Origin of the sequence: Vibrio hippocampi (assembly GCF_921292975.1) — a bacterium.
Classification (GTDB): Bacteria; Pseudomonadota; Gammaproteobacteria; order Enterobacterales; family Vibrionaceae; genus Vibrio; species Vibrio hippocampi.
In genome coordinates, this window is record NZ_CAKLCM010000001.1 from 257035 (window position 1) to 282413 (window position 25379).

The 25379-nt window shown below is 44.7% G+C and carries 23 protein-coding genes; 13 read left to right on the forward strand and 10 right to left on the reverse strand.

The window, feature by feature from the left end; genetic code table 11:
* Positions 1-117: 117 nt before the first annotated feature.
* The 3 genes from trmL to L9Q39_RS01255 all read right to left on the reverse strand — a co-directional run bounded on the left by trmL (position 118) and on the right by L9Q39_RS01255 (position 2838).
* Positions 118-594, reverse strand: coding sequence for a tRNA (uridine(34)/cytosine(34)/5-carboxymethylaminomethyluridine(34)-2'-O)-methyltransferase TrmL (gene trmL, locus L9Q39_RS01245; RefSeq protein WP_237483341.1), 477 nt, complete (start codon positions 592-594; stop codon positions 118-120).
* Positions 595-760: 166 nt separating this feature from the next.
* Entirely contained in the window at positions 761-2152 is a 1392-nt protein-coding gene (gene cpxA / locus L9Q39_RS01250) for an envelope stress sensor histidine kinase CpxA (RefSeq protein WP_237483342.1), read from the reverse strand.
* Between the two features lie 2 nt (positions 2153-2154).
* A complete protein-coding gene (locus L9Q39_RS01255; protein ID WP_237483343.1) occupies positions 2155-2838 on the reverse strand; it encodes a response regulator in 684 nt (227 codons plus the stop codon).
* Between the two features lie 174 nt (positions 2839-3012).
* Here L9Q39_RS01255 and L9Q39_RS01260 point away from each other — a divergent pair, with 174 nt between their 5' ends.
* The 3 genes from L9Q39_RS01260 to pfkA all read left to right on the forward strand — a co-directional run bounded on the left by L9Q39_RS01260 (position 3013) and on the right by pfkA (position 6045).
* Positions 3013-3540 carry a CpxP family protein gene (locus L9Q39_RS01260; protein WP_237483344.1) on the forward strand — a complete coding sequence of 176 codons (528 nt, stop codon included), beginning with the start codon at positions 3013-3015 and terminating at the stop codon, positions 3538-3540.
* Positions 3541-3867: 327 nt separating this feature from the next.
* A complete protein-coding gene (gene fieF / locus L9Q39_RS01265; protein WP_237483345.1) occupies positions 3868-4773 on the forward strand; it encodes a CDF family cation-efflux transporter FieF in 906 nt (301 codons plus the stop codon).
* A 309-nt stretch (positions 4774-5082) separates the two neighbouring features.
* A complete protein-coding gene (pfkA, locus tag L9Q39_RS01270; RefSeq protein ID WP_237483346.1) occupies positions 5083-6045 on the forward strand; it encodes a 6-phosphofructokinase in 963 nt (320 codons plus the stop codon).
* Between the two features lie 74 nt (positions 6046-6119).
* On the opposite strand, the gene tpiA is transcribed toward pfkA, so the two are convergent.
* On the reverse strand, positions 6120-6890 hold the full coding sequence (tpiA, locus tag L9Q39_RS01275) for a triose-phosphate isomerase (protein WP_237483347.1): 771 nt from the start codon (positions 6888-6890) through the stop codon (positions 6120-6122).
* A 261-nt stretch (positions 6891-7151) separates the two neighbouring features.
* Between tpiA and L9Q39_RS01280 the strand changes: the two genes are divergently transcribed.
* Positions 7152-7508, forward strand: coding sequence for a 5-carboxymethyl-2-hydroxymuconate Delta-isomerase (locus L9Q39_RS01280; RefSeq protein WP_237483348.1), 357 nt, complete (start codon positions 7152-7154; stop codon positions 7506-7508).
* A 41-nt stretch (positions 7509-7549) separates the two neighbouring features.
* On the opposite strand, the gene L9Q39_RS01285 is transcribed toward L9Q39_RS01280, so the two are convergent.
* The 3 genes from L9Q39_RS01285 to glpX all read right to left on the reverse strand — a co-directional run bounded on the left by L9Q39_RS01285 (position 7550) and on the right by glpX (position 9862).
* Positions 7550-7879 carry a DUF3135 domain-containing protein gene (locus L9Q39_RS01285; RefSeq protein ID WP_237483349.1) on the reverse strand — a complete coding sequence of 110 codons (330 nt, stop codon included), beginning with the start codon at positions 7877-7879 and terminating at the stop codon, positions 7550-7552.
* A 180-nt stretch (positions 7880-8059) separates the two neighbouring features.
* Positions 8060-8686 (reverse strand): helix-turn-helix transcriptional regulator, encoded by a 627-nt coding sequence (locus tag L9Q39_RS01290; protein WP_237483350.1) that lies wholly within the window; start codon positions 8684-8686, stop codon positions 8060-8062.
* 168 nt (positions 8687-8854) lie between these two features.
* Positions 8855-9862, reverse strand: a complete 1008-nt coding sequence (gene glpX / locus L9Q39_RS01295; RefSeq protein WP_237483351.1) for a class II fructose-bisphosphatase — start codon at positions 9860-9862, stop codon at positions 8855-8857.
* Positions 9863-10179: 317 nt separating this feature from the next.
* Here glpX and zapB point away from each other — a divergent pair, with 317 nt between their 5' ends.
* A complete protein-coding gene (zapB, locus tag L9Q39_RS01300; protein WP_237483352.1) occupies positions 10180-10422 on the forward strand; it encodes a cell division protein ZapB in 243 nt (80 codons plus the stop codon).
* Between the two features lie 190 nt (positions 10423-10612).
* Complete coding sequence (locus L9Q39_RS01305) at positions 10613-11257, forward strand: TetR/AcrR family transcriptional regulator (protein ID WP_237483353.1); 645 nt, start codon at positions 10613-10615, stop codon at positions 11255-11257.
* Between the two features lie 20 nt (positions 11258-11277).
* On the opposite strand, the gene L9Q39_RS01310 is transcribed toward L9Q39_RS01305, so the two are convergent.
* On the reverse strand, positions 11278-12411 hold the full coding sequence (locus L9Q39_RS01310) for a murein hydrolase activator EnvC family protein (protein WP_237483354.1): 1134 nt from the start codon (positions 12409-12411) through the stop codon (positions 11278-11280).
* Positions 12412-12541: 130 nt separating this feature from the next.
* Positions 12542-14074, reverse strand: coding sequence for a 2,3-bisphosphoglycerate-independent phosphoglycerate mutase (gpmM, locus tag L9Q39_RS01315; protein ID WP_237483355.1), 1533 nt, complete (start codon positions 14072-14074; stop codon positions 12542-12544).
* A 483-nt stretch (positions 14075-14557) separates the two neighbouring features.
* Here gpmM and L9Q39_RS01320 point away from each other — a divergent pair, with 483 nt between their 5' ends.
* The 4 genes from L9Q39_RS01320 to cysE all read left to right on the forward strand — a co-directional run bounded on the left by L9Q39_RS01320 (position 14558) and on the right by cysE (position 17610).
* A complete protein-coding gene (locus tag L9Q39_RS01320) occupies positions 14558-14992 on the forward strand; it encodes a rhodanese-like domain-containing protein (RefSeq protein ID WP_237483356.1) in 435 nt (144 codons plus the stop codon).
* Between the two features lie 151 nt (positions 14993-15143).
* A complete protein-coding gene (gene secB, locus L9Q39_RS01325) occupies positions 15144-15611 on the forward strand; it encodes a protein-export chaperone SecB (RefSeq protein WP_237483357.1) in 468 nt (155 codons plus the stop codon).
* Between the two features lie 116 nt (positions 15612-15727).
* A complete protein-coding gene (gpsA, locus tag L9Q39_RS01330; RefSeq protein ID WP_237483358.1) occupies positions 15728-16750 on the forward strand; it encodes an NAD(P)H-dependent glycerol-3-phosphate dehydrogenase in 1023 nt (340 codons plus the stop codon).
* A gap of 38 nt (positions 16751-16788) precedes the next feature.
* Complete coding sequence (gene cysE, locus L9Q39_RS01335; RefSeq protein WP_237483359.1) at positions 16789-17610, forward strand: serine O-acetyltransferase; 822 nt, start codon at positions 16789-16791, stop codon at positions 17608-17610.
* A gap of 35 nt (positions 17611-17645) precedes the next feature.
* On the opposite strand, the gene L9Q39_RS01340 is transcribed toward cysE, so the two are convergent.
* On the reverse strand, positions 17646-18989 hold the full coding sequence (locus tag L9Q39_RS01340) for an MATE family efflux transporter (RefSeq protein WP_237483360.1): 1344 nt from the start codon (positions 18987-18989) through the stop codon (positions 17646-17648).
* A 276-nt stretch (positions 18990-19265) separates the two neighbouring features.
* On the opposite strand from L9Q39_RS01340, the gene L9Q39_RS01345 reads away from it, so the two are divergent.
* From L9Q39_RS01345 to L9Q39_RS01355, 3 genes are all read left to right on the forward strand, one after another.
* Positions 19266-19556, forward strand: a complete 291-nt coding sequence (locus L9Q39_RS01345) for a co-chaperone GroES (protein ID WP_237483361.1) — start codon at positions 19266-19268, stop codon at positions 19554-19556.
* 60 nt (positions 19557-19616) lie between these two features.
* On the forward strand, positions 19617-21254 hold the full coding sequence (groL, locus tag L9Q39_RS01350) for a chaperonin GroEL (RefSeq protein ID WP_237483362.1): 1638 nt from the start codon (positions 19617-19619) through the stop codon (positions 21252-21254).
* Positions 21255-21725: 471 nt separating this feature from the next.
* Positions 21726-25274 carry a VCBS domain-containing protein gene (locus L9Q39_RS01355; RefSeq protein ID WP_237483363.1) on the forward strand — a complete coding sequence of 1183 codons (3549 nt, stop codon included), beginning with the start codon at positions 21726-21728 and terminating at the stop codon, positions 25272-25274.
* The last annotated feature ends 105 nt before the right edge of the window (positions 25275-25379 follow it).

A 25379-nucleotide genomic window follows, 5' to 3' on the forward strand; every position in this document is an offset into this window, starting at 1 on the left:
TCACTTGTTAAGTATTGAAAACCCAGCTTTTTAGCTGGGTTTTTTATTGCTTGTAAAATAGGTCTTGTCACCTTGTCACCTTGTCACCAACGAGAGACCTAAGCCTCTCATTTTGCTTTACATTGCCCCTTTAAAACCCAACTGTCTCCATGCTTCATAAGCGATAATAGCCACCGCATTCGATAGGTTTAGGCTACGAGCATCTGGCATCATAGGAATACGGATACGCTGCTCCATCGGCAAGCTCTCGATGACTTCTGCCGGTAGCCCTCGTGTTTCAGGACCAAATAGCAGAATATCGCCTTGCTGATAATTGGCGTCAGTATGGTGCCCCGTTGTTTTGGTTGTGCAAGCAAACAAGCGGTAGTTGGGTTGGTTCTGTTGCAGGTATTCTAAAAAGGCCGCGTAATCTTTGTGGCGCTTGACTCTGGCTAGGTCGTGATAATCTAAACCGGCACGACGCACTTTCTTTTCTTCTAAATCAAACCCTAATGGCTCGATAAGGTGCAGATTAGCGCCACAGTTGGCGCATAAGCGAATAATATTACCCGTATTAGGAGCGATTTCTGGTTCGTAGAGAGCGATATCAAACATTGGGAAACTCTGATCTGAATGAGAGGTTATGAGTATACCCAAGTTACCTCAAGATGCGAGGTCCTCTGAACTCAGCATCTTGAGGTAACTTGGGTATCTACTGATATCAACAAATGACCTAAAGAGATTCGGTCATTTGTTGATAAAGAGAGAAGCAAGGGTAGCATTATAAGGATAGTGGCAGTTTTACCGCCATTTTTAAGCCGCCTAATTTGCTGCGAGAGGCTGTAATTTCACCATTATGCTGCAAAACAGCGCTTTGAGTAATTGCCAGTCCCAATCCAGTTCCACCAGATTCTCTATCTCGCGCAGTTGAGACGCGGTAGAAAGGGCGAAAAATATCGTTGATTTCCTCTTCAGGCACGCCCGGTCCATCATCTTCTACGCAGATCAGTAGGTGTTGTTGCTCAACTTGCATCTCGATATCGATCTTATTCTGACCGTAACAGATGGCATTGCGGATGATGTTCTCTATGGCACTCATCAGCAGTTTGGGGTTACCAGAGAGCGTGACGTCGGGAATGTCGCTGTAGGTTAATTGTTTGCCTCTCTGTTCTGCTTCAAATTGCGCATCATCGAGTATTTCTTCCCATAAACTGCTTGCCGGCTGTGTTTCTCGCGTTACATGGCTATCGATATTCATTCTCGATAATTCAAGCAGCTCACCAATCATTTGTTCTAGGCGTTGTGCCTCTGTATCAATACGTTTTAACTCAGGGCTTTCTCCTTGCTTACGAGTCGCCAGCGCTGTCGCCATGCGTAGCCTCGTGAGCGGTGAACGCAGTTCATGCGAGATGTCGGACAATAAACGCTGCTGTCCAGAGATTATCTGATTGACCGCCAATACCATTTGGTTGAAGCTGCTGCCAGCTTGTTTAAATTCAGCGGTGCCCGTTTCCAATTCAGGATCTTCGGTAAACTCACCTTTGGCGACTCGTCGTGCTGCACGCTCCAATCGCCTTGCTGGTTGACTCAGTGCCCATGCAAGCCACAGTAATAACGGTGTGCTCACCGCCATGACTGCCAAAAGCAGTTGCAGCGGTTTATCAAATAGATTGATCAAAAATGGCGGCGGTTGATTCCAACGCATACCGATATACATATGGAGTTCTTGGTCGGCGAGGGTAATCGGTAGGGGACCTGCCAGCATATATTTGCCATACAGCTTTTGCATCGGCGTATCTGGGGATTCTACCGAAGTGATAAAATTTTGCAGGGTACGAAACTTAAAACTATCGCGGTCTTGAGTGCTAAGGATGGTGCCATCTTGTTCAGAGAGGAACAGCCTTGGCACCTCGTTCTTTCTATGGTTGTTACCTCGAGAGAACTGATTGTCAAACGTCATGATCGCACGGGAAAGGTCAGTCTCACCCTCAAGGCGGTTTTGTACCTTATCACGTACCTTATACAGTTTGGTTAGGGTATCACTCGGCACATCACGCGCCACCCTTGGGTCTAAGTGCGGTAACGACAGTACCGCAATAAGCACCAGTAACATGGTAGTCCAAAAGATGGCAAAGATGCGCCCGTATAGGCTGTTGATTTTCGGTAGTTTCATGGTTATTCCTTGACCAACAGATATCCACGACCACGCAAGGTTTTTATTCTTGCTTTGCCATCCGTTTTCTCCGGGAGCTTTTTGCGTAAATTGGAGACGTGCATATCAATGGCACGATCAAAAGTAGACAGCCGCTTACCAAGAACCTCTAAACTCAAGACCTCTTTAGTTAACGTTTCTCCTGGGTTTTGAACTAAATATTGTAATAGCGCAAACTCAGTAGAGGTAAGATCAAGTAACTGTCCCTGACAGTGTGCTTCCTGACGACTTGGGTAGACTTGAATATCGTCGAAGCTATAGTGGTCGGTTGACTCCGGCTCGGTCCGTGTTTGCGTACGACGTAATATTGCCTTAATACGTCCAAGCAACTCACGATCACTGAATGGTTTTGGTAGGTAGTCGTCAGCTCCTAGCTCAAAGCCAAGGACTCGGTCGATTTCATCTCCCTTGGCGGTCAACATCAATACTGGGGTTTCCCATTTTTCTCGAAGTCGCTTGAGGGTATCGATACCATTCAGTTTTGGCATCATCACATCCATGAGCACCAAGTCGACGCCATCGTTTATCGCTTCTAATCCAGCGAGACCGTCGTTAGCTTCACTGACGGTAAAGCCTTCAAAACTCAGAATGTCTTTAAGCAAGCTCGTTAGCTCTGTGTCGTCATCAATAATCAGGATGTGCGCCATAACTTTGTCTCTTATAAGTATCCAATACCTGCATATAATAATGCGTTAAATAGCAGAAAAATCTATCTTTACGCTTCTTTACGCTCACTGTACGTTGCTTTACTTTGGCAACGCTATTCTACACTCAAGCGCTGCAGAAGCAGCCATGATATAAAACTCAATGAGGTATAGATTATGAAATTTGCTAAAAAACTGGTTATTGCTGCAACGGTTCTTCCTCTTGCTTTTGGCTCTGTTACGGCAATGGCAAAAGGCGGTCCTGGTGGTCAAAAAGGTGGCATGGGTAAAGGCGAACAATGTATGGATGTATCAAAAGGTATGTTCCGCCAACTTGACCTTACTGATGAGCAGCAAGAGCAACTAAAAGAGTTGCGTAATGCCTCTCGTGAAGCTCGTAGAGCGGAACGCAGCGGTGACGTTGAAGTGAAAAAAGCAGAAATGATGGCTCGTCATAGCCAGATGCAATCAGTCTTGCTAGCGGATACTTTTGATGCACAAGCTGCTCAAAGCTTGGCAACAGAAATGGTTGAAAAACAAGCTCAGCGTCGTGTAGGTAAAATGGAACAACAACATAAAATGTTGAGCGTTTTAACCGCAGAGCAGAAAACTAAGTTGCAAGAACTTCAGCAGCAACGTCTGGAAAAATGCATGGAAAAAATGGGTAAAAGAGCAGAAAGAATCGCTGCAAAATCCGCTGAGTAAGGTCTATATTTAATATTAGGCAAATCGTTTATAAGTTAAAACGGTTTGCCTGTTTTTCGTTGCTGTTCGCAACGACCCCTTGGGTTCTAATTTAGATGGAAGTGCGTTTAACACTAACGCTGTCGGTTTTGTACTGATATTCCCTTTTGAAGCCAACAAGTCATTCAATATGCTTTCATCTTTTTTTGTGGCCAATGGCCACTTTTTTTTGTCTATTTGTTTGATATTTCTGGTGTAATTAACTGTAATTATTATCTTAAAAAGCGACTAATTAGGAGTCGCTCAGAGTATACTTATCGCTCAGATTATGGATAGATACCGCAACAGATGACAGACAATTACGCGAAACTTGTGCAAACAGCGGCTTGGGCTGCAACAACCGTGGCGACCGTGCTGCTAATTATCAAACTAATGACATGGTGGGTCACAGGCTCTGTCAGTCTGTTGGCGTCATTGATCGACTCTATGATTGATATCGCCGCTTCGTTAGTCAACCTTGTTGTGGTCAAATATTCACTGCAACCTGCCGACAAGGAACACTCCTTTGGACACGGTAAAGCGGAGTCACTTGCGGCGTTGGCGCAAGCGATGTTTATTTCTGGTTCGGCTTGTTTCCTTATTCTTAATGGTGTCGATCGTTTTTTCCGCCCTCATGAGCTTAATGCACCAGAGTTAGGTATTGGCGTGAGTGTCATCTCGCTGTTTATTACTTTAGGTCTGGTCACTTTCCAAAAGTATGTAGTTCGTAAAACAGGCAGCCAGGCCATCGCTGCTGACTCTCTTCATTACCAATCCGATCTGTATATGAACGCCGCCATTATTGTTGCGCTGGGCTTAAGTTGGTATGGCGTAGGACAAGCCGATGCGGTATTTGCGATTGGAATAGGGGTGTTTATTTTGGTGAGTGCAGCCAAGATGGCAAATGACGCCATACAGTCGTTGCTTGATCGCCAACTTCCAGAAGAAGAGCTGTTAAAAATCAGAGAGATTTGCCACTCAGAACCGCAGGTGCTCGGTGTTCATCAGATTCGTACCCGAATGTCGGGTCCAGTTAGGTTTATTCAGTTGCACTTAGAGTTGGATGACGATCTACCTTTGATCCAAGCCCATCGTATTGCTGATAATGTGGAGCATGCATTGCTCGATGCTTTCCCATACTCAGATATCATTATTCACCAAGATCCATACTCAGTAACACTCGTTGAAGAGGCGAAACAAAAACACTTAGATTAAGTTTATTTCGGTGTGTAAAAAAAATGCGCTTTTAACAAATTTTCCACGTATAATGGTGAAGTTGTAAACCAAGAGATTACAACGAGATAAATCGACAATTTCACTGGTTTCCCGTTTGAAAAGACCGCAGTCTGACGTGAATCAAGATTCGGGAACTCACGAACTGTAATACTTGTCGAAGTATTATCTGTTTCATGTTTTGGGGAGCGTGGACAGTGTTCGTTGCGAAGTTTGGCAACAATAAATTATTTATGACGCATTTTGCGCCATACTTACTATTTCAAATGAGAATGCATAATTGGGGTTAGCATGATTAAAAAAATTGGGGTTTTGACGAGTGGTGGTGACGCACCGGGTATGAACGCGGCGGTGCGCGGCGTAGTTCGTACTGCTCTATCAGAAGGTCTTGAAGTTTTCGGTGTTTACGATGGTTACCTTGGACTTTATAACGATCGTATTGAAAAATTAGACCGTTCAAGTGTTTCTGATGTTATCAATAGTGGCGGTACTTTCCTTGGCTCTGCCCGTTTCCCTGAATTCAAAGAAGAATCCGTACGTGCTCAAGCGATTGAAAATCTAAAGAAACACGATATTGACGCTCTAGTTGTTGTGGGTGGAGATGGTTCTTACATGGGTGCGAAGAAATTGACTGAAATGGGTTACCCATGTATTGGTCTTCCAGGCACTATCGACAACGATATCGCAGGTACCGACTACACTATCGGCTACATGACAGCACTGAATACCGTGATTGATGCTATTGACAGATTACGTGATACTTCTTCGTCTCACCAGCGTATTTCTATCGTAGAGATCATGGGTCGCCACTGTGGTGATCTGACGCTAATGGCAGCGATTGCTGGTGGTTGTGAATATATCATCACCCCCGAAACTGGCTTGGATAAAGACAAGCTTATCGACAGCATTAATCAAGGTATCGCAAAAGGTAAGAAACACGCGATCATCGCACTTACCGAGTTGGTTACAGATGCCAACGGATTAGCAAAAGAGATTGAAGCTGCTACTGGTCGTGAAACTCGTGCGACTGTACTTGGTCACATTCAACGTGGTGGTCGACCAAGAGCATTTGACCGCGTATTAGCGTCACGTATGGGTAACTATGCGGTGCACCTATTGATGGAAGGTCACGGTGGTCGTTGTGTTGGTATTCAACGTGATGACTTGGTACACCACGACATTATCGATGCAATCGAGAACATGAAGCGTCCCGTCCGTAATGATCTGTTCAAAGTGGCAGAAGAGTTGTTCTAATCGGCACACTCTGTTTTGGATATAAAAAACCGCAGTTTGAACTGCGGTTTTTTGTTATTTGCTTAACGCTTCAATTAGCTTTTTGCAGCAGCAGCTGCTTTAGCGATAGCTGCGAAGCTCTTAGCATCAAGAGATGCACCGCCCACTAGCGCGCCGTCGATGTCAGGCTTTGCAAAGTAAGATTCAGCATTTTCTGGCTTAACAGAACCACCGTACTGAATGATAACTTGTTCAGCTACTGCTGCACTTTTCGCTGCGATATGAGCACGGATAGACGCGTGGATACGCTGTGCATCGTCTGCTGTCGCTGCTTTACCAGTGCCGATTGCCCAGATTGGTTCGTAAGCGATGATGGCACCATTCAGAGCATCAATACCGCAAGCGTTAATGACCGCGTCAATTTGACGAGCACAAACTGCTTCAGTTTCACCTGCTTCGTTTTGCGCTTCAGATTCACCGATACAGAAAACAGGTTTTAGACCGTTCTCTTTTAGGAATGCAAATTTCTTAGCGATGAACTCGTCAGACTCGTTGTGATACTCACGACGCTCAGAGTGACCGATGATGATGTGAGTGGCACCGAAGTCTTTTAGCATCTCTGGAGACATGTCGCCAGTGAATGCACCGCTGTTGTTAATATCTGTGTTTTGAGCCCCAAGGATTAGCTTGTTACCGCCTTCTTTAATAAGACGTTCAGCTAGGTCGATGTACAGTGCAGGTGGTGCAATCGCAACATCTACACCCGTCACGCCTTCAAGTTCAGCGTTAAGACCGTTGATAAGATCAGTAACCATTGATTTGCTACCGTTCAGTTTCCAGTTGCCCATTACTACAGGTTGACGCATGAGAAAATCTCCCAAATTAATGTGTGTCAAAAAAATAAAAAAAACAAATGTCGCTAGGATTGAATATAGCAAATTAATGAGGGCAAATCATGACTCTTATCATTTCTTTCCGAGATAGCAGTGACTTGCGTATCAACCCATTCAAGTGATCCCAACAGCAGATTTGCGAAACACTACTCGGTGAAACACACCAAGCCTGTTATCAATAAAAGTTAGCCCGATAAGTTGATGGATTGGGTCATTTAAATGGAGTCTAACGTTATGCCTAATTTAGTAATGGAGTATTCACATACTGCAGAGGAGCGCCTTAATTTACAAGGACTGCTGCAGGACTTACATCAAGTCGCGCTTGATTGTGATTTGTTTGATAGCCGTGATGTGAAATCTCGAAGTCACCGCTATCACCAGTGGTTAATTGGGGAGCGTGGTGACACTGAAGATTTTATCCATATTCACTTTGAACTGCTTGCCGGACGTAGCATGGAGCAGAAACAGGTGCTCGCTGATGCATTACTTGCGGTGTTACAGCAGCAGGCCAGTCACATTAGTAGCCTGACGGTCAATATGGTCGACATGGATAAAGCCTGCTTCAGAAAACTTAAAAACATTACCTTATAAAGCTTCATCATAAGCCGTATTAGGCAGAGTTAGGCGGACGACTATCGCCACTCTTCTTTACGCCCAAAAGGTAAGATCGTCGCACCGGTTGAGGGTTCTAACTGTTCACCATTAAGTGCTTTGGAAAATTTGACGATTTGGCGATGCAGTTCATCACGCAGTAGCACATTGGCGTGGATCGGATTTTTGGCTTTTTGTAGGACTCGTTCGATGTGAGACTGTTGAGCAGTCAGTCGCGTTTGCATCGCTTCTGAGCAGGTGTCGATGTATTGGTCACACAGTTGTTGTCTAAGTTGAGTCAACTTTTCTGGATTATCTTTTGCCAGCGCGGCGAGTTCGTCAAACGAAGGGAGATGAATACTCTGTGTCATAATTTTCGCTCCATGAAAAGACCAAGCCATGATTTGAGCGTAGGAGCGTTTATCGCAAAGATAAAGTGAATGCAGATTATAATCTGTAACAGAAATGAGATTGCCACAAGGTTGCTGGAAAAGAGTTAAGAGGCTAACGTTATGATTGCCTGTCGAATTTGGTTAACTCTAGCTTGTTTTTTAGGCGTCAGCCTTGTATGAAAAGTGATACAGACAGCGTCTAGCACCTTGAACGATGTGCTCACTGCGCGTCACGCTGACCTCGTCCCCTAGCAAAGATTGAAACACGTTAAGTTCAGATTGACACAGTAATTCACAACGCGTGGCTGCTTTGCAGATAGGGCAGTGATTCTCAATTAAGGCAAACCCATTTTCCAATTCAACAAACTCAGCCATGTAACCGTCAGACTCTCTTAGTTGAGCCAGTTTCATCACTTTGTTTTTTAAATCGGTCAGTGAAGTTAGATGCGGTTGGTAATGCTCAAGAGTTTGTTGCTCTCTTTTATTGGCGACCTTTTTTAAGCCATCTTCACCAAAAATATCTTCAATCGCATCAATAAACTGTACCGTAAGATCGCTGTGCTTATCGGCAAAATAGGCATGACCTTGATCGGTCAATGACCAGTGTCTATTGGGTCTACCTACTTTAACTTTCACATCTTCAAATTGCAGCAACTGCTCTTCTTCGAGGATCTGCAAGTGCTGCCTTGCCCCCATAGTAGTAATGGCGAGTCGCTCTGCGATGGATTTAGCCGTCACCGCACCTTCACGTTTTATGATGTTGATAATCTGTTCAGTAGCTTTCATGGTAATGGATAATAAAGTAAGTAAACCGATTGCACAGGCTATTATGGCGCAATGGTTTTATAAAGCAAATTATTTACTTATCTCTCAATATCCGTAGCAAGTCCGCCAATTGAAAAACAAAAAACGCCGAAAATATTCGACGTTTTCAGGCTATTTAGCGCAGGCAGATTACAGAATAATATCTCTGATTTCTGGATCTTTTCTTTCTAGGTAGTGCGTTGATTTAATGCGACGGATAGTGCGGCAACGACCACGGATAAGTAGCGTCTCGGTGGTTGCAATGTTTCCTGAACGGCTAATCCCTTCTAGAAGATCACCTTTAGTGATACCGGTCGCTGAGAAAATAATATTGTCACTGCGAGCCATATCTTCCATACGAAGAATGACATTTGCTTCAACGCCCATCTCTTTGCAGCGAGCCAGTTCTTGCTCGCCCGCTTTGCGGTTTTCTTCGTTGTCGCCTTTGACTTCATGTCTTGGTAGTAGACGACCATGCATATCACCGTCTAGCGCTCGAATGACTGCGGCAGAAACCACCCCTTCAGGCGCACCGCCAATGCAGTACATCACATCAACTTCACTGTCAGGCATACAAGTTAATACTGAAGCAGCGACGTCACCATCGGGCACAGCAAATACACGGACACCCATAGCTTGCATCTCTTGAATAACTTGGTCGTGGCGCGGTTTAGCCAGCGTTGTTACCACGAGAGTGTCGAGAGGTTTATTCAGGGCTTTAGCGATGTTTTTTAGGTTGTCGGCAAGAGGAAGTGCAAGGTCTATGACCCCTTTAGCACCAGGACCAACCACCAACTTTTCCATGTACATATCAGGCGCTTTTAGGAAACTGCCTTTTTCGCCAGCCGCCAATACAGCGAGCGCGTTTGATTGACCCATCGCGGTCATGCGAGTGCCTTCAATAGGGTCAACAGCAATATCAACCGCATCGCCACCGACGCCGACATGTTCACCGATAAACAGCATAGGAGCATCATCGATTTCTCCTTCGCCAATAACAATCTCACCACTGATTTCGGTCTTATTAAGCAGGCTACGCATCACCTCAACAGCAGCACCGTCCGCTGCGTTTTTGTCACCTCGACCCAACCATTTGTACCCAGCAAGAGCTGCACCTTCGGTAACTCGTGAAAAAGCCATTGCTAAATCGCGCTTCATATAGACTCCAAAAAAACAGAAAATAGACGAAAGAATTTACAACGCGGGATTCTAGCACATCTCAATGGAAACGTTTGCGTTTTTAGCGGACGGAGTACATGACCAAATCAAGTTTGCGGTAAATAATTGCGATGTGAATATGAAAAGAGTTAAATGGCGAGACTTTGGATTTTTTCATCGAACTATATGTTGTTTTTTTGCGCAAATAGGATCGAAATTCAATATAGCGCGTGTCTATCTGAGCTAGGCTGAGTAGAATAGGGGCAATGTTAAGTGGAACATAGCGCTTCCATATAAATTGAATAAGGTAGGCCGAGATGTCTTTTGAAGTATTAGAACAGCTAGAAGCAAAAATTCAAACTGCGGTTGACACAATCGCTCTATTGCAAATGGAAGTTGAAGAGCTTAAAGAGCAAAAAACGGAGCTTGCAAACCAAGCCGAGCAACTAAAAAACAGCCGTGAAGAGCTAGAAGCGAAAAATGCGCAGATGCAACAAGAGCATTCACAATGGCAAGAGCGTATTCGTAACCTGCTTGGCAAAATGGATGAAGTGGAATAACACGGTATTTGTTAACAGATAAAATGGTTAATAATGAGTCTGTTGCAAACAAATGTTGATTAAGCACTCAATTGAGTGCTTTTTTTGTGACTGCAGATAGAGGCGGTGTTACTCCTGCTAGAGAAGTACCTAGAATCTTTAAATGACTTGCGTATACTGTTTTGTGATTTAGGGGGAAAGGGAATATATAATGAAAACGCGTGATCGAATTGTCCACACGGCGCTTGAAATGTTTAACTCAGATGGTGAGCGTAATGTTACGACCAATCATATTTCAAGCCAACTCGAAATCAGCCCTGGCAATCTTTACTATCACTTCCGCAATAAGCAGGAGATAGTACGAGAAATTTTCTCCCTTTATTCGAAAGAGTTGATTGAGCGCTTTTCGCCAGTTCAAGGGCAGCAAGAGAGTCTTGGACTCCTTAAGCATTACCTTGATTCCATTTTTACTTTGATGTGGAAATATCGATTTTTCTACGCCAACTTGCCCGAAATCTTACAACGTGATCCTGAGCTTCATACCGATTACATCAATGTACAAGATCGCCTTCAAGGCAACTTGATTAACATCCTTAAAGCGTTTGTGGATATGAATTTGCTCGCGCTCAAAGAGAAAGAGCTTAAAAGCTTGGTTGTGACATTGCACTTGATGGCCGTGAGTTGGCTGAGTTACCGCTCTGCAATGTCTCCAAAAACACGCATTACAGAAGAAGTGGTACAGCAGGGTATGCTTCAGATGATTAATGCGGTAAAACCGCTTGCCACCGAAAAAGGTTCCGAGCAACTGGCACTGTTGGAAGATGGTGTCAAAATGATGAAAAGCTCAACCATCTAGCAAGTTGTTGCCTTTGGGTACTAGCGTTTTAGCCAGTTAACCGGGTTTTGCACTCGGCTGTTGCGGCGGATCTCAAAATAGAGTGAAGCCGTGGATTGTCCCCCAGTGTCGCCCGCTAAGGCAATGGTCTCTCCCGCGATCACTTTATCGCCTTCTTTCTTCAATAGGGTTTGATTGAAACCATACAAGGTCATATCGCCTTTACCGTGATCGAGTAACACCACTAAGCCGTAGCCTCGCAAGTAGTCCGCGAATACGACGGTACCGGAGTAGACAGATTTTATGGTGTCACCATAGTCTGCCTTGATGACCATACCTTTCCAGTCCACATGACCTGTCTGTTTGGTGCCAAAACGGTGTAATACTTGTCCTTTCACCGGCCATGGCAGTTTGCCTTTTTGTTTTGCCAATCCATTCATCGGCACTTGGTTACGCTTGGCCGCTTTTGCTATCTCGGCTTTTAAGCGTGTCTCATTGCGCTGCAATTCAGCCAAGTAGCTTTTGTCATTCGATATGTTAGACGTGATTTTTTTAACCGTACTTTTTCGGTTGGAGCGACTGCTGGCAAGGGTTGTTTGATCTTTCTTTTGCTGCTCAAGCAAGTTTGCGATCTGGTTTTTTTCTGCTTGTCGTGCTTGCTGGCTTTCCAGTAATTGTTTTTCCGTTTCTGAAAGCTGTTTTAGGGTTTCTGTTCTCGCTTTTGCCAAGTGTTGATAATACTGGCTCATTCGTTGCTCATCGGGTTCTGAATTGAAAATATTTTCCGCAGATGACGAGTTTTGAGCAATATAGTAGGTACTGATCAGTTCAGCTAATAAGGTTTGTTGTGCGATTTTTTGCTGAGATAAGGTGCTGATTTTTTTGTTGATCGCATCAATGTTTCGGTTGCTTTGTTGCAGCTTTTGTTCGGTGTTTTTGATCGCTTTTTGAATGTTGGCAATGCCAACTTCTTGCTCTCTTAACGACTTTTGCAGTTTATCCAGTTCTTTCTGTTGTGTGGCGAGCTCTTTTTGTTGGCGTTTAATTTCGGTTTTTACGCCAGTCAGTTCGGATTGGTTCGCTGCGTTCACTAATGATGAGTAGCCGATACCTGTCGATAGGACAATGCTGAGCACGAAAGCAGAAAAACGAGAATGTTTACAATCAGAGGGCATAGAAAACCACACAGCAAGTCCGTATTAGAATGAGTCGGTTACTACTCTATTGAAAAGCGATTATTGGCGCAAGCAGACAAAAACGCCGATGCGAGGGCATCGGCGTTTTATCAGCAGTTTCAATATCGTATTACTTTACTAGAACTTCACCAGACATTTCTGCTGGGATCTCTAGGTCAGCCATTGAAAGCATCGTTGGTGCGAGATCAGAAAGCTTACCGCCTTCTTTAAATTCAAGCGCTTTGTCACCCACATAGATTAGCGGCACAGGTAAGTTAGTGTGCGCTGTGTGGATGCCGCCTGTTTCAGGGTCAACCATCATCTCTGCGTTGCCGTGGTCAGCAGTAATGAGCATTTGACCGCCGACTTCTTTAATTGCTTCAACGATTTTAGCAACACTCGCGTCTAGCGCTTCGATCGCTTGTTCAGCGGCATCGTAAACACCAGTGTGACCAACCATATCTGCGTTCGGGTAGTTACAGATGATGGTGTCGTATTTGCCTGATTTGATCGCAGCAACCATTTTTTCAGTCAGCTCTGCTGAACTCATTTCTGGTTGTAGATCGTAAGTGGCGACTTTCGGTGAAGCTACAAGCTGACGCTCTTCGCCGTCAAACTCAGACTCAACACCACCGTTGAAGAAGAAAGTAACGTGAGCGTATTTCTCTGTTTCAGAGATACGTAGCTGAGTTTTACCGGCTTTAGATAGCCACTCACCGTAAGTATTCTCTAGCGATGCCGGTGGGAATGCTGTTGTTAGCGGAATATCAGCAGCGTATTGAGTCAACATTACGAAGTTGATTTGTGGGAAGGCTGCACGCTCAAAACCATCAAAGTCAGGAACAAAAGTACGCGTGATTTGACGCGCACGGTCAGCACGGTAGTTCATAAAGATAACCGCGTCGCCATCTTGCATAGCAGCGTCTTCTTGACCTTCTGCTTTGATCGCGGTTGCTTTAACAAATTCGTCGTTTTCTTCACGAGCGTAAGCGGCTTCAAGACCCGCGACTGCAGAGTCAACAGTGAAGTCAGCTTTAGCTTGTGTTAATAGATCATAAGCAACTTGAACGCGATCCCAGTTATTATCACGATCCATTGCGTAGTAACGACCCACAAGAGAAGCAACGCGACCTTTGCCTAGCTCAGCGAAAAGCGCTTCGAAGCGTTTCAGCGAACCTTCTGCGCTGCGTGGTGGTGTGTCACGACCGTCTAGGAAGCAGTGTAGGTAGATTTTCTCTGCGCCACGTTCTGCTGCCATTTTTACTGCTGCGTAGATGTGGTCTTCGTGTGAGTGAACGCCACCTGGAGACATCAAACCTAATAGGTGAACGGCTTTACCAGCAGAAACAGCGCTATCGATAGCGGCAACAAGCGCTTCGTTTTGGTTGAACTCGCCATCAGCAATAGACTTAGTAATACGTGTTAGGTCTTGGTATACAACACGACCTGCGCCAATGTTGGTATGACCCACTTCAGAGTTACCCATTTGGCCATCGGGTAGGCCAACATCCATGCCTGAAGCAGAGATAAGCGTATGCGGGTTGTTTGCCCACAAGCTATCCATTACAGGTGTTTTAGCATTGTTGATTGCGTTGCTTGCGTTATCTTCACGGTAACCCCAACCGTCAAGAATCACTAGAGCCATTGGCTTCTTAGCTGACATAGTTATAACCTCGTCAAATCGATAGTAACTTTACAGAAAACAAATTAGCGTAACTTTACTACATTTTTTAAGCAAAACTGTAGTGGAAGATCAAATTATCTCTCTGTTAACCGTAGCTTCTTTACAGTATTGAGCATTTTGTAACGCGATTTTTGCTTGCTACAACGTCTAATCATAGACGACATTTCGACACTATCGTCAGTTGCTTAAGGAAGTCGTATGCCGACTTTGATGGTTTGTCCTTGAGATGATTAATGTCTGCTATGAATCAACGTTTTGTCTCAGTTTAAAGTAAGTGGTGAGCAAACGGGCATTGCTTGTCTCTATCGTATCAATAGTCAAAAGATGGTGATTAAGGGAAGTGGAGAGCAGCGAAGGATCTCAATTATGCTCTAGAAACATTTTCCCCTCTCGCCACAGCTTTTTTAAGCGGCTATACTCCATCACTGATTTTTTATGTTTAACCAGTAAGAGCAAGTATTGATGCAAGAGTATTTAGAATTTTTTCAGCAGAACATGATTATGTCGGCGGTTTGGGTCGGTCTATTTGTTTTTCTGATCTTAAACATTATCAAAACCGCAACGGCAGCTTATAAAGAAGTTCCAGCTGCATTGGTCACTCAGATGATGAATAAAGAGTCTGGTGTGGTGGTCGATATTCGCGCAAAGGATGACTTTAAGCGTGGTCATATCACCGGCGCAGTCAACATTTTGCCGTCAGATATTAAGGAAGGAAACCTACCTAGCCTTGAAAACCGTAAATCTGACCCAATCATTGTGGTATGTAAGACGGGTCAGACCGCACAAGAGAGTGCCAATCTACTAGCGAAAGCTGGATTTGAGAAAGTCTTTCTATTGAAAGATGGCATTGTCGGCTGGAAAGACGCCAGCTTGCCTCTGATCAAAGGCAAGAAATAACGGTAAGAGCTGAACAAGTTTGCGCCAATTGCTACAGTGGGGTGTGATAAGCACCACGGAAATAGCGGCTGATCTAGTCATTCCACTCTAGCTTGGTTTAGTCTGCACACATTATTATCTGATTAACTAGACGAATTTAAGGAAAACCATCATGGCTGAAGCAGCTCCGCAAGAAGCACAACAGAACTTCGCAATTCAACGCATCTTTCTAAAAGATGTCTCTTTTGAAGCGCCAAACTCTCCAGATATGTTCCAAAAAGATTGGAACCCAGATGTAAAACTGGATCTAGACACTCAAAGCCGTGAACTAGGTCAAGGCGTTTACGAAGTTGTTCTTCGTCTAACAGTAACGGTTAAAAACGCTGATGATACTGCGTTCCTATGTGAAGTTCAGCAAGGTGGTATCTTTACCGCAGAGCAGATGGAACAAGGTCAACTAGCACACTGCCTAGGTGCTTTCTGCCCGAACATCCTATTCCCTTATGCGCGTGAGACTATCTCAAGCCTAGTGACTAAGGGTACGTTCCCTCAACTAAACCTAGCGCCAGTTAACTTTGACGCTCTGTTTATGAACTACCTACAGCAGCAAGCTCAGCAAGAAGGTCAAGCGGAAGCTTAATCTTTTTGACTTCAGACTGACTCTGTTTAGAAAAATGCACAGCGCAACGCGTATGTGCATTTTTTATTTTTCTCGTTCGGGTTTAGACTACTTCAATAAAACAATAGGGTAATGCTATGAACAATTCCTATGGAAAAGATATCGCGATGACGGTTATCGGTGCAGGCTCTTATGGAACGTCATTGGCCATTTCTCTCGCTCGCAACGGCGAAAACGTTGTGATCTGGGGGCATGAGTCAGAACATATGGAAAGATTAGAGGCTGACCGCGCTAACCATGAGTTCCTTCCTGGAATTGATTTTCCTGAGTCATTGATCGTTGAATCGGACTTAAAGGCTGCGGTTGAAGCGAATCGTGATCTTTTGATTGTTGTACCAAGTCATGTGTTTGGTATCGTGTTAAACAGCATTAAGCCACACCTTAGAGAAGATAGCCGAATCTGTTGGGCAACCAAAGGATTAGAGCCAGAAACGGGACGTTTATTGAAGGAAGTTGCCCAAGATATTCTTGGTGACAGTTATCCACTGGCGGTATTGTCAGGTCCAACTTTTGCCAAAGAACTCGCGATGGGAATGCCAACGGCGATTGCCGTGGCTTCTCCCGATAAAGAATTTGTTGCCGATCTTCAAGATAAAATTCACTGTAGTAAGTCGTTCCGTGTTTATGCCAATGATGATTTCATCGGTATGCAGTTGGGTGGCGCAGTGAAAAACGTCATCGCTATTGGTGCAGGTATGTCTGATGGTATTGGCTTTGGTGCCAATGCGCGTACGGCGTTGATTACTCGTGGCTTGGCAGAAATGACGCGTCTTGGAATGGCGTTGGGCGCTAAGCCTGATACCTTTATGGGTATGGCAGGACTCGGTGATCTAGTCTTAACTTGTACCGACAACCAATCAAGAAACCGTCGATTTGGTCTTGCTTTAGGTCAAGGGAAAGACGTTGATATTGCACAGCAAGAGATAGGTCAAGTGGTGGAAGGCTATCGCAACACCAAAGAAGTTTGGCTGCTTTCTCAGCGAGTTGGGGTTGAAATGCCAATTGTTGACCAAATCTATCAAGTACTGTATCAACAGAAAGACGCAAGACTTGCCGCGCAAGATCTATTAGCAAGGGATAAAAAAGCAGAGAAGCAGTAAGTGGCTCTGCTGGTGAAGTGACATATTTAGGATAGACCATGAAGCATTGCGAGAAGCAGAAAACTTGGGAGTGCATCGTAAAAGAGGCTCGTGCACTCTCTGAACAAGAGCCTATGCTGGCCAGTTTTTACCACGCGACGATTATTAATCATGAAAGCTTGTCGGCGGCATTGAGTTATATTCTTGCCAATAAGCTCAATACGGCTTCGATGCCAGCAATGGCAGTACGAGAAGTGGTAGAGCAAGCTTTCCGCGCCGATCCAAGCATCATTGATGCCGCGGCTTGCGATATCTGCGCGACGGTAAATCGTGACCCTGCGGTTTCTAGCTACTCTATGCCCCTGCTTTACCTTAAAGGTTACCACGCACTGCAAGGTTATCGTGTTGCCAACTGGTTATGGAAACAGGGACGCATGGCGCTTGCCACGTATCTACAGAACCAAATATCGGTCGCTTGTCAGGTCGATATTCATCCGGCAGCAAAAATCGGCAAGGGCATCATGCTGGACCATGCGACCGGTATTGTCATTGGTGAAACGGCGGTGGTCGAAAATGATGTATCTATCCTGCAAGATGTGACGCTAGGAGGTACTGGTAAAGAGTGCGGAGATCGTCACCCTAAAATCCGTGAAGGGGTCATGATTGGTGCGGGCGCTAAAGTGCTTGGCAATATTGAAGTGGGTGTCGGCGCTAAGATTGCTTCCTGCTCGGTGGTCCTTCAACCTGTTCCAGCGCATACTACCGCCGCGGGTGTGCCCGCTAAAATTGTTGGTCGACCGAAATCGGATATGCCTTCGTTGGATATGGATCAGCAATTTAATGGTAAATCAAAAACCTTTATCGGTGGTGATGGGATCTAGGCTAGAGGTCAACAATCCTTGGTTTAGTCCTCAGCCTATAGGTGTTTAGATAATAGATGCTTAGATAATTTCTTGGCGTATAAGTAGGCCATCACACCGCCGGCAATATTCCCGCCAGTAACCCCGATAAATATCCCCTGTATGCCGTAGAAGTGACCTCCCACAAATGCGGCAGGCAGGGTGAAAACAAATAGCCTCAACAGACTCCATAAAAACGCTTTACTGGGTTGATGCAAAGCGTTCAATCCACTCCCCAGCATCATCATGATACCTAAACATCCATAGCTTAACGGCACCGTAATTAGGTAGAGCCATAAGATGTCCCTAACCGCTTGTTCTTGAGAAAACATAAGCGATATAGGATGGCTCAGTGGCACCATCATCACAAACACTAATAGCTGAAATAGCACCGAGAAGCGCATACTTAAAAAAAGCGCTGAGAAGCTGCGGTTTCTATTCTTAGCACCAAAATTCTGTGCCATAAAAGGCGTCAATGCGGAACTCAGTGAAATTAACACCAAGATCAATACGGCTTCAACGCGCTGCGCTGCCCCAAAGGCTGCGACGGCGATGGTGCCGTGAACCGATAACAGCTTCATGAGGATGGCGCCAGAAATCGGCGCCATGGCGGAGGATAGAGCGGAGGGTAAGCCAATTTTTAATATTGCTCCCCAATCGCCAATGATTTTGAGTACGGAGAATAGACCGAGTAGCTGCTCTCTTTTGGCGAGAATGTACAGGGAGAACACTAAGGCAATACTCCACGCAACCCCACTTGCTAACGCTGCGCCTTGGATACCCATTTCAGGAAAAGGTCCAATACCAAAGATAAGCAGGGGATCAAGAATACCGTTGATTAAACCCGACAGCATCATGATTTTTGCCGGGGTCTTCGTGTCTCCAGTGGCACGAATAGCGCTATTGCCCGCCATCGGCACGACGAGTAACGGCACGGCAAGATACCAAACCTGCATATATTGCTGGATTAATGGCAGGGTAGTTTGATCGGCACCTAACAGGGTGAATAGAGGTGAAATGGTCAATAGGCCGATGACAGAGGCGACAAGCACGAGAGTGACGGCCAGCATGAGACCATGTGTGGTTAGGCGCTTTGCCGTATCGATATCATGTTCACCGAGAGAGCGCCCAATATTGGTCGAAAGCCCAATGCCTATTCCCATAGTGATACAGTTAACCGAGAAGGTGACAGGGAAAGTAAAGCTAACCGCAGCGAGTGCGTCCGTGCCGAGTAATGAGATAAAAAAGGTATCGACTAAGTTAAAGGCGAGAATGGCAATCATGCCAAACACCATAGGCACCGTCATTTGACGCAAAACTAGAGCGATGGGAGCCGAGAGTAATCCGTGTTTGTCGTGCATAGCCGTTAATACCAATGAAATCAGTCGCTAGCATAACGCAATTAATCCAGTGGTGCGAGATGGCTAAGATGGCAACGCTTAGAGTTAACGTCATCAGATCTGTAGGTTAAATCTCAAATTTTTACAGCTTGCCCCTTGGGTTTAGATAAATCACCCCCAACATATTCATCACAAGCCAAATATCTTCAGATAGCATCATACGCAACAAAGGCTGTCTGGGGTGTTCACTAGGCACTATCAAAAGCTAAATGGAAAAATAATCAGGAGAATCGACCGATGAATATCCGTCCTCTACACGACCGAGTAATCGTTGAACGTCAAGAAGTTGAATCAAAATCTGCTGGCGGCATCGTTTTAACTGGTTCAGCTGCGGAAAAATCTACACGTGGTACTGTATTGGCTGTGGGTAACGGCCGTATTTTGGAAAATGGTTCAGTACAACCATTAGACGTAAAAGTAGGCGACACAGTTATCTTCGCTGAAGGCTACGGCACCAAAACTGAAAAAATTGATGGTAAAGAAGTTCTAATAATGTCTGAGAACGACATTATGGCAATCGTTGAGTAATTTTTGCTCTGAATAATAAAGTCATCCCTAGAATTTTAGATTTAGATAAGGAAATAAAAAATGGCTGCTAAAGACGTTAAATTTGGTAACGACGCACGAATTAAGATGCTAGAAGGCGTAAACGTCCTAGCTGATGCAGTAAAAGTCACCCTTGGTCCTAAAGGCCGCAACGTAGTGCTAGATAAATCTTTTGGCGCTCCAACCATCACTAAAGATGGTGTTTCTGTTGCTCGCGAAATTGAACTCGAAGACAAGTTCCAAAACATGGGCGCGCAGATGGTTAAAGAAGTGGCATCTCAAGCGAACGATGCTGCTGGTGACGGTACCACAACAGCAACCGTACTTGCGCAATCTATTATTGCTGAAGGTCTAAAAGCGGTTGCTGCGGGTATGAACCCAATGGATCTTAAGCGCGGTATCGACAAAGCTGTGATTGCTGCTGTTGAAGAACTAAAAGCACTATCTGTTCCATGTGCAGATACTAAAGCTATTGCACAGGTAGGTACTATTTCTGCGAACTCAGACGAGAGCGTGGGTAATATCATTGCAGAAGCGATGGAAAAAGTCGGTCGTGATGGTGTTATCACGGTTGAAGAAGGTCAAGCACTGCAAGATGAGCTTGATGTTGTTGAAGGTATGCAGTTCGATCGTGGCTACTTATCTCCTTACTTCGTCAACAACCAAGAAGCAGGTAGCGTTGAGCTAGATAACCCATTTATCCTACTGATCGATAAAAAAGTTTCTAACATCCGTGAATTGCTTCCAACGCTGGAAGCGGTAGCAAAAGCTTCTCGCCCACTACTGATCATTGCTGAAGATGTAGAAGGCGAAGCCCTAGCGACACTCGTTGTTAACAACATGCGTGGCATTGTTAAAGTGGCGGCAGTTAAGGCTCCAGGTTTCGGTGATCGTCGTAAAGCGATGCTACAAGATATCGCTATCCTAACTGGCGGTACGGTAATTTCTGAAGAAATCGGTCTAGATCTTGAGAAAGTAACGCTTGAAGATCTTGGTCAAGCGAAGCGTGTTGCGATCACTAAAGAAAACTCAACCATTATTGATGGTGCAGGCGAAGAAGCGGCTATTCAGGGGCGTGTTGTTCAAATTCGTCAACAGATTGAAGAAGCAACTTCTGACTATGACAAAGAGAAACTTCAAGAGCGCGTAGCTAAGCTAGCTGGCGGTGTTGCAGTAATCAAAGTCGGCGCTGCTACTGAAGTTGAAATGAAAGAGAAGAAAGACCGCGTTGAAGACGCACTTCACGCGACTCGCGCAGCCGTTGAAGAAGGTGTGGTTGCCGGTGGTGGTGTTGCACTTATCCGCGCAGCTTCTAAAGTTGTCGGTCTTGAAGGTGCAAACGAAGAGCAAAATGTGGGTATTCGCGTTGCTCTACGTGCAATGGAAGCACCACTTCGTCAAATCACAGCCAACGCGGGTGATGAAGAGTCTGTTGTTGCAAACAATGTGAAAGCAGGCGAAGGCAGCTATGGCTACAACGCGGCTACTGGTGAATACGGCGACATGCTAGAAATGGGTATCCTAGACCCAACGAAAGTAACGCGTAGCGCACTTCAGTTTGCTGCATCGGTTGCGGGTCTAATGATCACAACAGAAGCGATGGTGACTGACGCACCACAGAAAGATGCACCAGCAATGCCTGATATGGGCGGTATGGGTGGCATGCCAGGAATGATGTAATCATCCTCTTTTTAGCCGTTACTTATAGCTAAAAAATTAGAAGGATCTCATTGGTGACAATGAGATCCTTTTTTTCTGGGGTATTCCTGTGTTTATCGGTGTTTCGTCAAGCTCGCATTGTTGCTTTCTTTATGCGGATAAAGGCAACAGTGACTCTGTATTAATGGCTGTTCGCGCGGCTCATCCTGTCATTTGTTTATTTGAAGCTGTTGGGCGAGCGTCGCAACAATTCATTCAGACATAGCCTATTTAAAAGCTTTTCTTACCTTTTATGACAAATAAATAAGCTCATCATTACCACCAGAGTGATCTCACCCATATTGTTGTTGTTTTAATGATTATTTATTCACCTTATTGTGACTTTCTCCGAAATCTCTTGTTTTAGAAAGACATACCATTGCAATCGATTACAATAATTTGCAATTCGTTGCATAGCGTTGCTTTCTTTTAAAGCTAATCAAGGGGTGAAAAATGTATAAGAAGCTACTACTTGCTTCCGCAGTTGTTGGATTGACAGCATGTGGAGGAGAATCTACCTCTAGTGGTACCGATCCTGGTTCTGATAATACCCCTGCTGTGATAGCAGGAACCGATACAGCGAGTATCTACTCTACCTCAACGAGCGTTAGCGAATCGTTAACGATAACCGATGTTGATGCTGGTGAAGCTGAGTTCGTATCGAGTAGTGCCACTGAGTATGGTACGTTTACCATCAGTACATCGGGTGATTGGACTTACAAACTTGATACGACCAATAGCGATGTTGTTGCGTTAGCATCAGGTGAAACCTTAACCGAAAGCATTACCGTTTCATCGGTGGACGGTACGCAACACACGGTCACCATCACCATCACTGCTCCTTCTAGTACGAATACTCCTGCTGTGATAGCAGGAACCGATACAGCAAGTATCGACTCAACGGCAACGAGCGTTAGCGAATCGTTAACGATAACCGATGATGACGCTGGTGAAGCTGAGTTCGTATCGAGTAGTGCCAGTAAGTATGGTACGTTTACTATCAGTGCATCGGGCGATTGGACTTACGAACTTGATACGACCAATAGCGATGTTGTTGCGTTAGCATCAGGTGAAACCTTAACCGAAAGCATTACCGTTTCATCGGTGGACGGTACGCAACACACGATCACTATTACTATCACCGCTCCTACCTCTGCTACTAATACTCCTGCTGTGATAGCAGGAACCGATACAGCGAGTATCTACTCAACGGCAACGAGCGTTAGCGAATCGTTAACGATAACCGATGATGATGCTGGTGAAGCTGAGTTCGTATCGAGTAGTGCCAGTAAGTATGGTACGTTTACTATCAGTGCATCGGGCGATTGGACTTACGAACTTGATGCGACCAATAGCGATGTTGTTGCGTTAGCATCAGGCGAAACCTTAACCGAAAGCATTACCGTTACATCGGTGGACGGTACGCAACACACGGTCACCATTACCATAGAATACGCTGATGAAGGTGTATTGATTACGCCAACCTTACCGAATGGCGTATTAACTATTCCTGAGGTTGATTGTACACAAGTATTTACTGATGCAGATGATTTAGCTGATGCAGCATCAGAGTCTATGGAAGCGGGTACGACCTTATGCTTAGCTGATGGAACATATACTAGTGGATTTGAAGTTAAGTTTGGTGGTGCTGGTACGAAAGAAGCGCCAATAAAAATAGCGGCGGAGAATCCAGGTAAGGTCATTTTCTCGGGCGGGGAAGTATCCATTAAAATGGGTGGCTCTTATGCTCAATTCCAAGGCTTTATTTTTGAAGAGCCCATTTTTAGTAGTAGCTTTTTTGAAACACGTTTAGGCAGTAATTTAGAAGACCTTTGTCATAATTGCCGTATTACAGAAAATGTCATTGTTAACGGTAAAGCAACGAGCTCAGGTGGTATTTTCGCGCATGTTTACGGTAAAGATATTTGGGTCGACCATAATATTTTTAGTGGTAAAACAGCAGCGAACCCGATGGTTTCAATCAACCGTTGGGTAAATGATGAGGCGACGGAAGAAGAGGTACTTCAGTTTATTGCGCAAGGCGCTATTGTTTACGGTAATTATATTGCAAACCGTCCACCAGCAAATGGGAAAATGTACGCTGATAGCGGTGATAACGACTACGAAGCAGTCAGGACGGGTTTAAGTGCGACTCACCATTACCCAGGCAATTCTATGGTTGTCGGTAATCTATTTGAAAATATTCAAGGTGAAGCAGAAGTTATTTCAAATAAAGGCACCAATAACGTTATCTCTGGTAATACCGTGCGCAATAGTTATGGTTCAATTACTAACCGTCATGGTAATACTAACGTGATCAGCAATAACTTTATGTTTGGCGATGGCTTCCCATACGCAGGTGGCTTACGTATCGTTGATGACGGTCATACCATTACCAATAACTACATCGAAGGGGCACGTTACCAAAACACTTCGCATCACGGTGGTATTGTGATCATTGGCCATGATGGCGCGGGTGATGGCGATAACGGTTATCAACAGGTAGAAAACGTGCATATTGCGCATAATACGGTTGTGAATAGTGTCAATAGTGTCAATGTAAATGGTGGTGGTAAGTCAAAAACGCCTAAGCTAGTCTATTTTGCGAACAATATTATTGATCAAGCTGTTGGTGATGTTTTTGTTGATACCGAAGACGGTATTGGGGAAGGCTCTGTCTACACGGGTAATATTGTTTATGGCAGTGGCAAGTTAGCAGAAACAGATGATGTGGATGCAACCGATCTTGGTGCGACATTTATGTCTGCAGCGTTAGCAAAAGCGGAAGATGGGCTTTATCGTCCAAGTGATGACTCGCCAGATTTAACTGCTGGAAGCTACGAAAAAGCGGATTTTGCTGATGTAACTCAAGATATGGACGGTACTGCTCGTGGTGACACGACACAAGTAGGTGCTGATGATATTAATACCGACACCGCAACAGTGACACCATTAGAGTACGCAGACGTTGGTCCACAATCATATTCCTACGAAAAACCTGCCGCTATTATGGTAGAAGCTGAGATTGCTAATGCTGACTTTGAAGATGGTTTAACAAGTTGGAGTGGTGGTTCAATTATTGATACTGACGCAGGTGCGTTTGCGGGTAATAGCTTATTAGTTTCTGGAAGCGCAACCGCATCACAATCGGATATTGCTTTAACCGCTAGTGAAAAATACGCTGTCTCTGCTTTTGTTAAAGGCACCTATTCAATTGTTGTTAATGATCATGTCTTTGAAGGGGAAGAAACATCGAGTAATTACACCTATGTAATCCATGAGTTTGAAACGGGTGTCGATGAAACAACAGGTACAATCACCTTAAAAGTCGCTGATGAAGTGACCGTTGATTCAGTCGTAGATGGCAATTTGGATAACTGGAAGAATGATAGTGGTTCACTTGGTGTCTGGGACACTGTTGAAGATAGTGATGGTGGTTTAGGTGATGTGGGTAGTTCATCAGATAGCGCCTTTGATGGTGGGTCTGTTCGCATTAGATTTAAAGAAGATGAAGGTGATATTCATGACTTCACTGTAAAACCAAGTGTAAGTCAATCTATCACTGACGTTGCAACGGGGGTCGATCTTACTTACTCACTTTATTACTGTGATAAGAAAGGTGATGATTCTTTAACCACGCTTCATTACGGTGTCAAAGACGGATCAGGAAATATCATTGCTGATGCTCGCACCCATGTATCAAAGCTTGATGATGCCCCAGAAGGCTCTAATAAAGATTGCTTTAAACAAGTTACGCTTGTTATCGCAGATAATACGGCACCGGATGTTGAGATATTTGCAACCCTGGAAGTTGATACTGACACAATGAGCAGTGATACAGGTGGTAACCTTTATGCTCATGAACAGTATCTTGATGATGATTTAGAAGTGCGTGTTGATGAGTTTGTTTTATCTTATCAAGGTAAACCTGCAGATGACGCCGAAGCAATGCTTGATGAAGTCCGTTTGGTCAAGCGTACCATCGATGAACTTTCTGACTAGTCGATAATTGATTGACATCTTAAATGACCAAAGGAGGCTTGCTTAATCGCTGCTCTCCTATACACAAATCCCCAAGCCATGGCTTGGGGATTTTTTTGAACTAAT

What these genes read in the sequence shown, in the direction of transcription:
- trmL (WP_237483341.1), bottom strand. Translation starts at nt 594, where the DNA reads ATGTTTGATATCGCTCTCTACGAACCAGAAATCGCTCCTAATACGGGT.
- cpxA (WP_237483342.1), bottom strand. Translation starts at nt 2,152, where the DNA reads ATGAAACTACCGAAAATCAACAGCCTATACGGGCGCATCTTTGCCATC.
- L9Q39_RS01255 (WP_237483343.1), bottom strand. Translation starts at nt 2,838, where the DNA reads ATGGCGCACATCCTGATTATTGATGACGACACAGAGCTAACGAGCTTG.
- L9Q39_RS01260 (WP_237483344.1), top strand. Translation starts at nt 3,013, where the DNA reads ATGAAATTTGCTAAAAAACTGGTTATTGCTGCAACGGTTCTTCCTCTT.
- fieF (WP_237483345.1), top strand. Translation starts at nt 3,868, where the DNA reads ATGACAGACAATTACGCGAAACTTGTGCAAACAGCGGCTTGGGCTGCA.
- pfkA (WP_237483346.1), top strand. Translation starts at nt 5,083, where the DNA reads ATGATTAAAAAAATTGGGGTTTTGACGAGTGGTGGTGACGCACCGGGT.
- tpiA (WP_237483347.1), bottom strand. Translation starts at nt 6,890, where the DNA reads ATGCGTCAACCTGTAGTAATGGGCAACTGGAAACTGAACGGTAGCAAA.
- L9Q39_RS01280 (WP_237483348.1), top strand. Translation starts at nt 7,152, where the DNA reads ATGCCTAATTTAGTAATGGAGTATTCACATACTGCAGAGGAGCGCCTT.
- L9Q39_RS01285 (WP_237483349.1), bottom strand. Translation starts at nt 7,879, where the DNA reads ATGACACAGAGTATTCATCTCCCTTCGTTTGACGAACTCGCCGCGCTG.
- L9Q39_RS01290 (WP_237483350.1), bottom strand. Translation starts at nt 8,686, where the DNA reads ATGAAAGCTACTGAACAGATTATCAACATCATAAAACGTGAAGGTGCG.
- glpX (WP_237483351.1), bottom strand. Translation starts at nt 9,862, where the DNA reads ATGAAGCGCGATTTAGCAATGGCTTTTTCACGAGTTACCGAAGGTGCA.
- zapB (WP_237483352.1), top strand. Translation starts at nt 10,180, where the DNA reads ATGTCTTTTGAAGTATTAGAACAGCTAGAAGCAAAAATTCAAACTGCG.
- L9Q39_RS01305 (WP_237483353.1), top strand. Translation starts at nt 10,613, where the DNA reads ATGAAAACGCGTGATCGAATTGTCCACACGGCGCTTGAAATGTTTAAC.
- L9Q39_RS01310 (WP_237483354.1), bottom strand. Translation starts at nt 12,411, where the DNA reads ATGCCCTCTGATTGTAAACATTCTCGTTTTTCTGCTTTCGTGCTCAGC.
- gpmM (WP_237483355.1), bottom strand. Translation starts at nt 14,074, where the DNA reads ATGTCAGCTAAGAAGCCAATGGCTCTAGTGATTCTTGACGGTTGGGGT.
- L9Q39_RS01320 (WP_237483356.1), top strand. Translation starts at nt 14,558, where the DNA reads ATGCAAGAGTATTTAGAATTTTTTCAGCAGAACATGATTATGTCGGCG.
- secB (WP_237483357.1), top strand. Translation starts at nt 15,144, where the DNA reads ATGGCTGAAGCAGCTCCGCAAGAAGCACAACAGAACTTCGCAATTCAA.
- gpsA (WP_237483358.1), top strand. Translation starts at nt 15,728, where the DNA reads ATGAACAATTCCTATGGAAAAGATATCGCGATGACGGTTATCGGTGCA.
- cysE (WP_237483359.1), top strand. Translation starts at nt 16,789, where the DNA reads ATGAAGCATTGCGAGAAGCAGAAAACTTGGGAGTGCATCGTAAAAGAG.
- L9Q39_RS01340 (WP_237483360.1), bottom strand. Translation starts at nt 18,989, where the DNA reads ATGCACGACAAACACGGATTACTCTCGGCTCCCATCGCTCTAGTTTTG.
- L9Q39_RS01345 (WP_237483361.1), top strand. Translation starts at nt 19,266, where the DNA reads ATGAATATCCGTCCTCTACACGACCGAGTAATCGTTGAACGTCAAGAA.
- groL (WP_237483362.1), top strand. Translation starts at nt 19,617, where the DNA reads ATGGCTGCTAAAGACGTTAAATTTGGTAACGACGCACGAATTAAGATG.
- L9Q39_RS01355 (WP_237483363.1), top strand. Translation starts at nt 21,726, where the DNA reads ATGTATAAGAAGCTACTACTTGCTTCCGCAGTTGTTGGATTGACAGCA.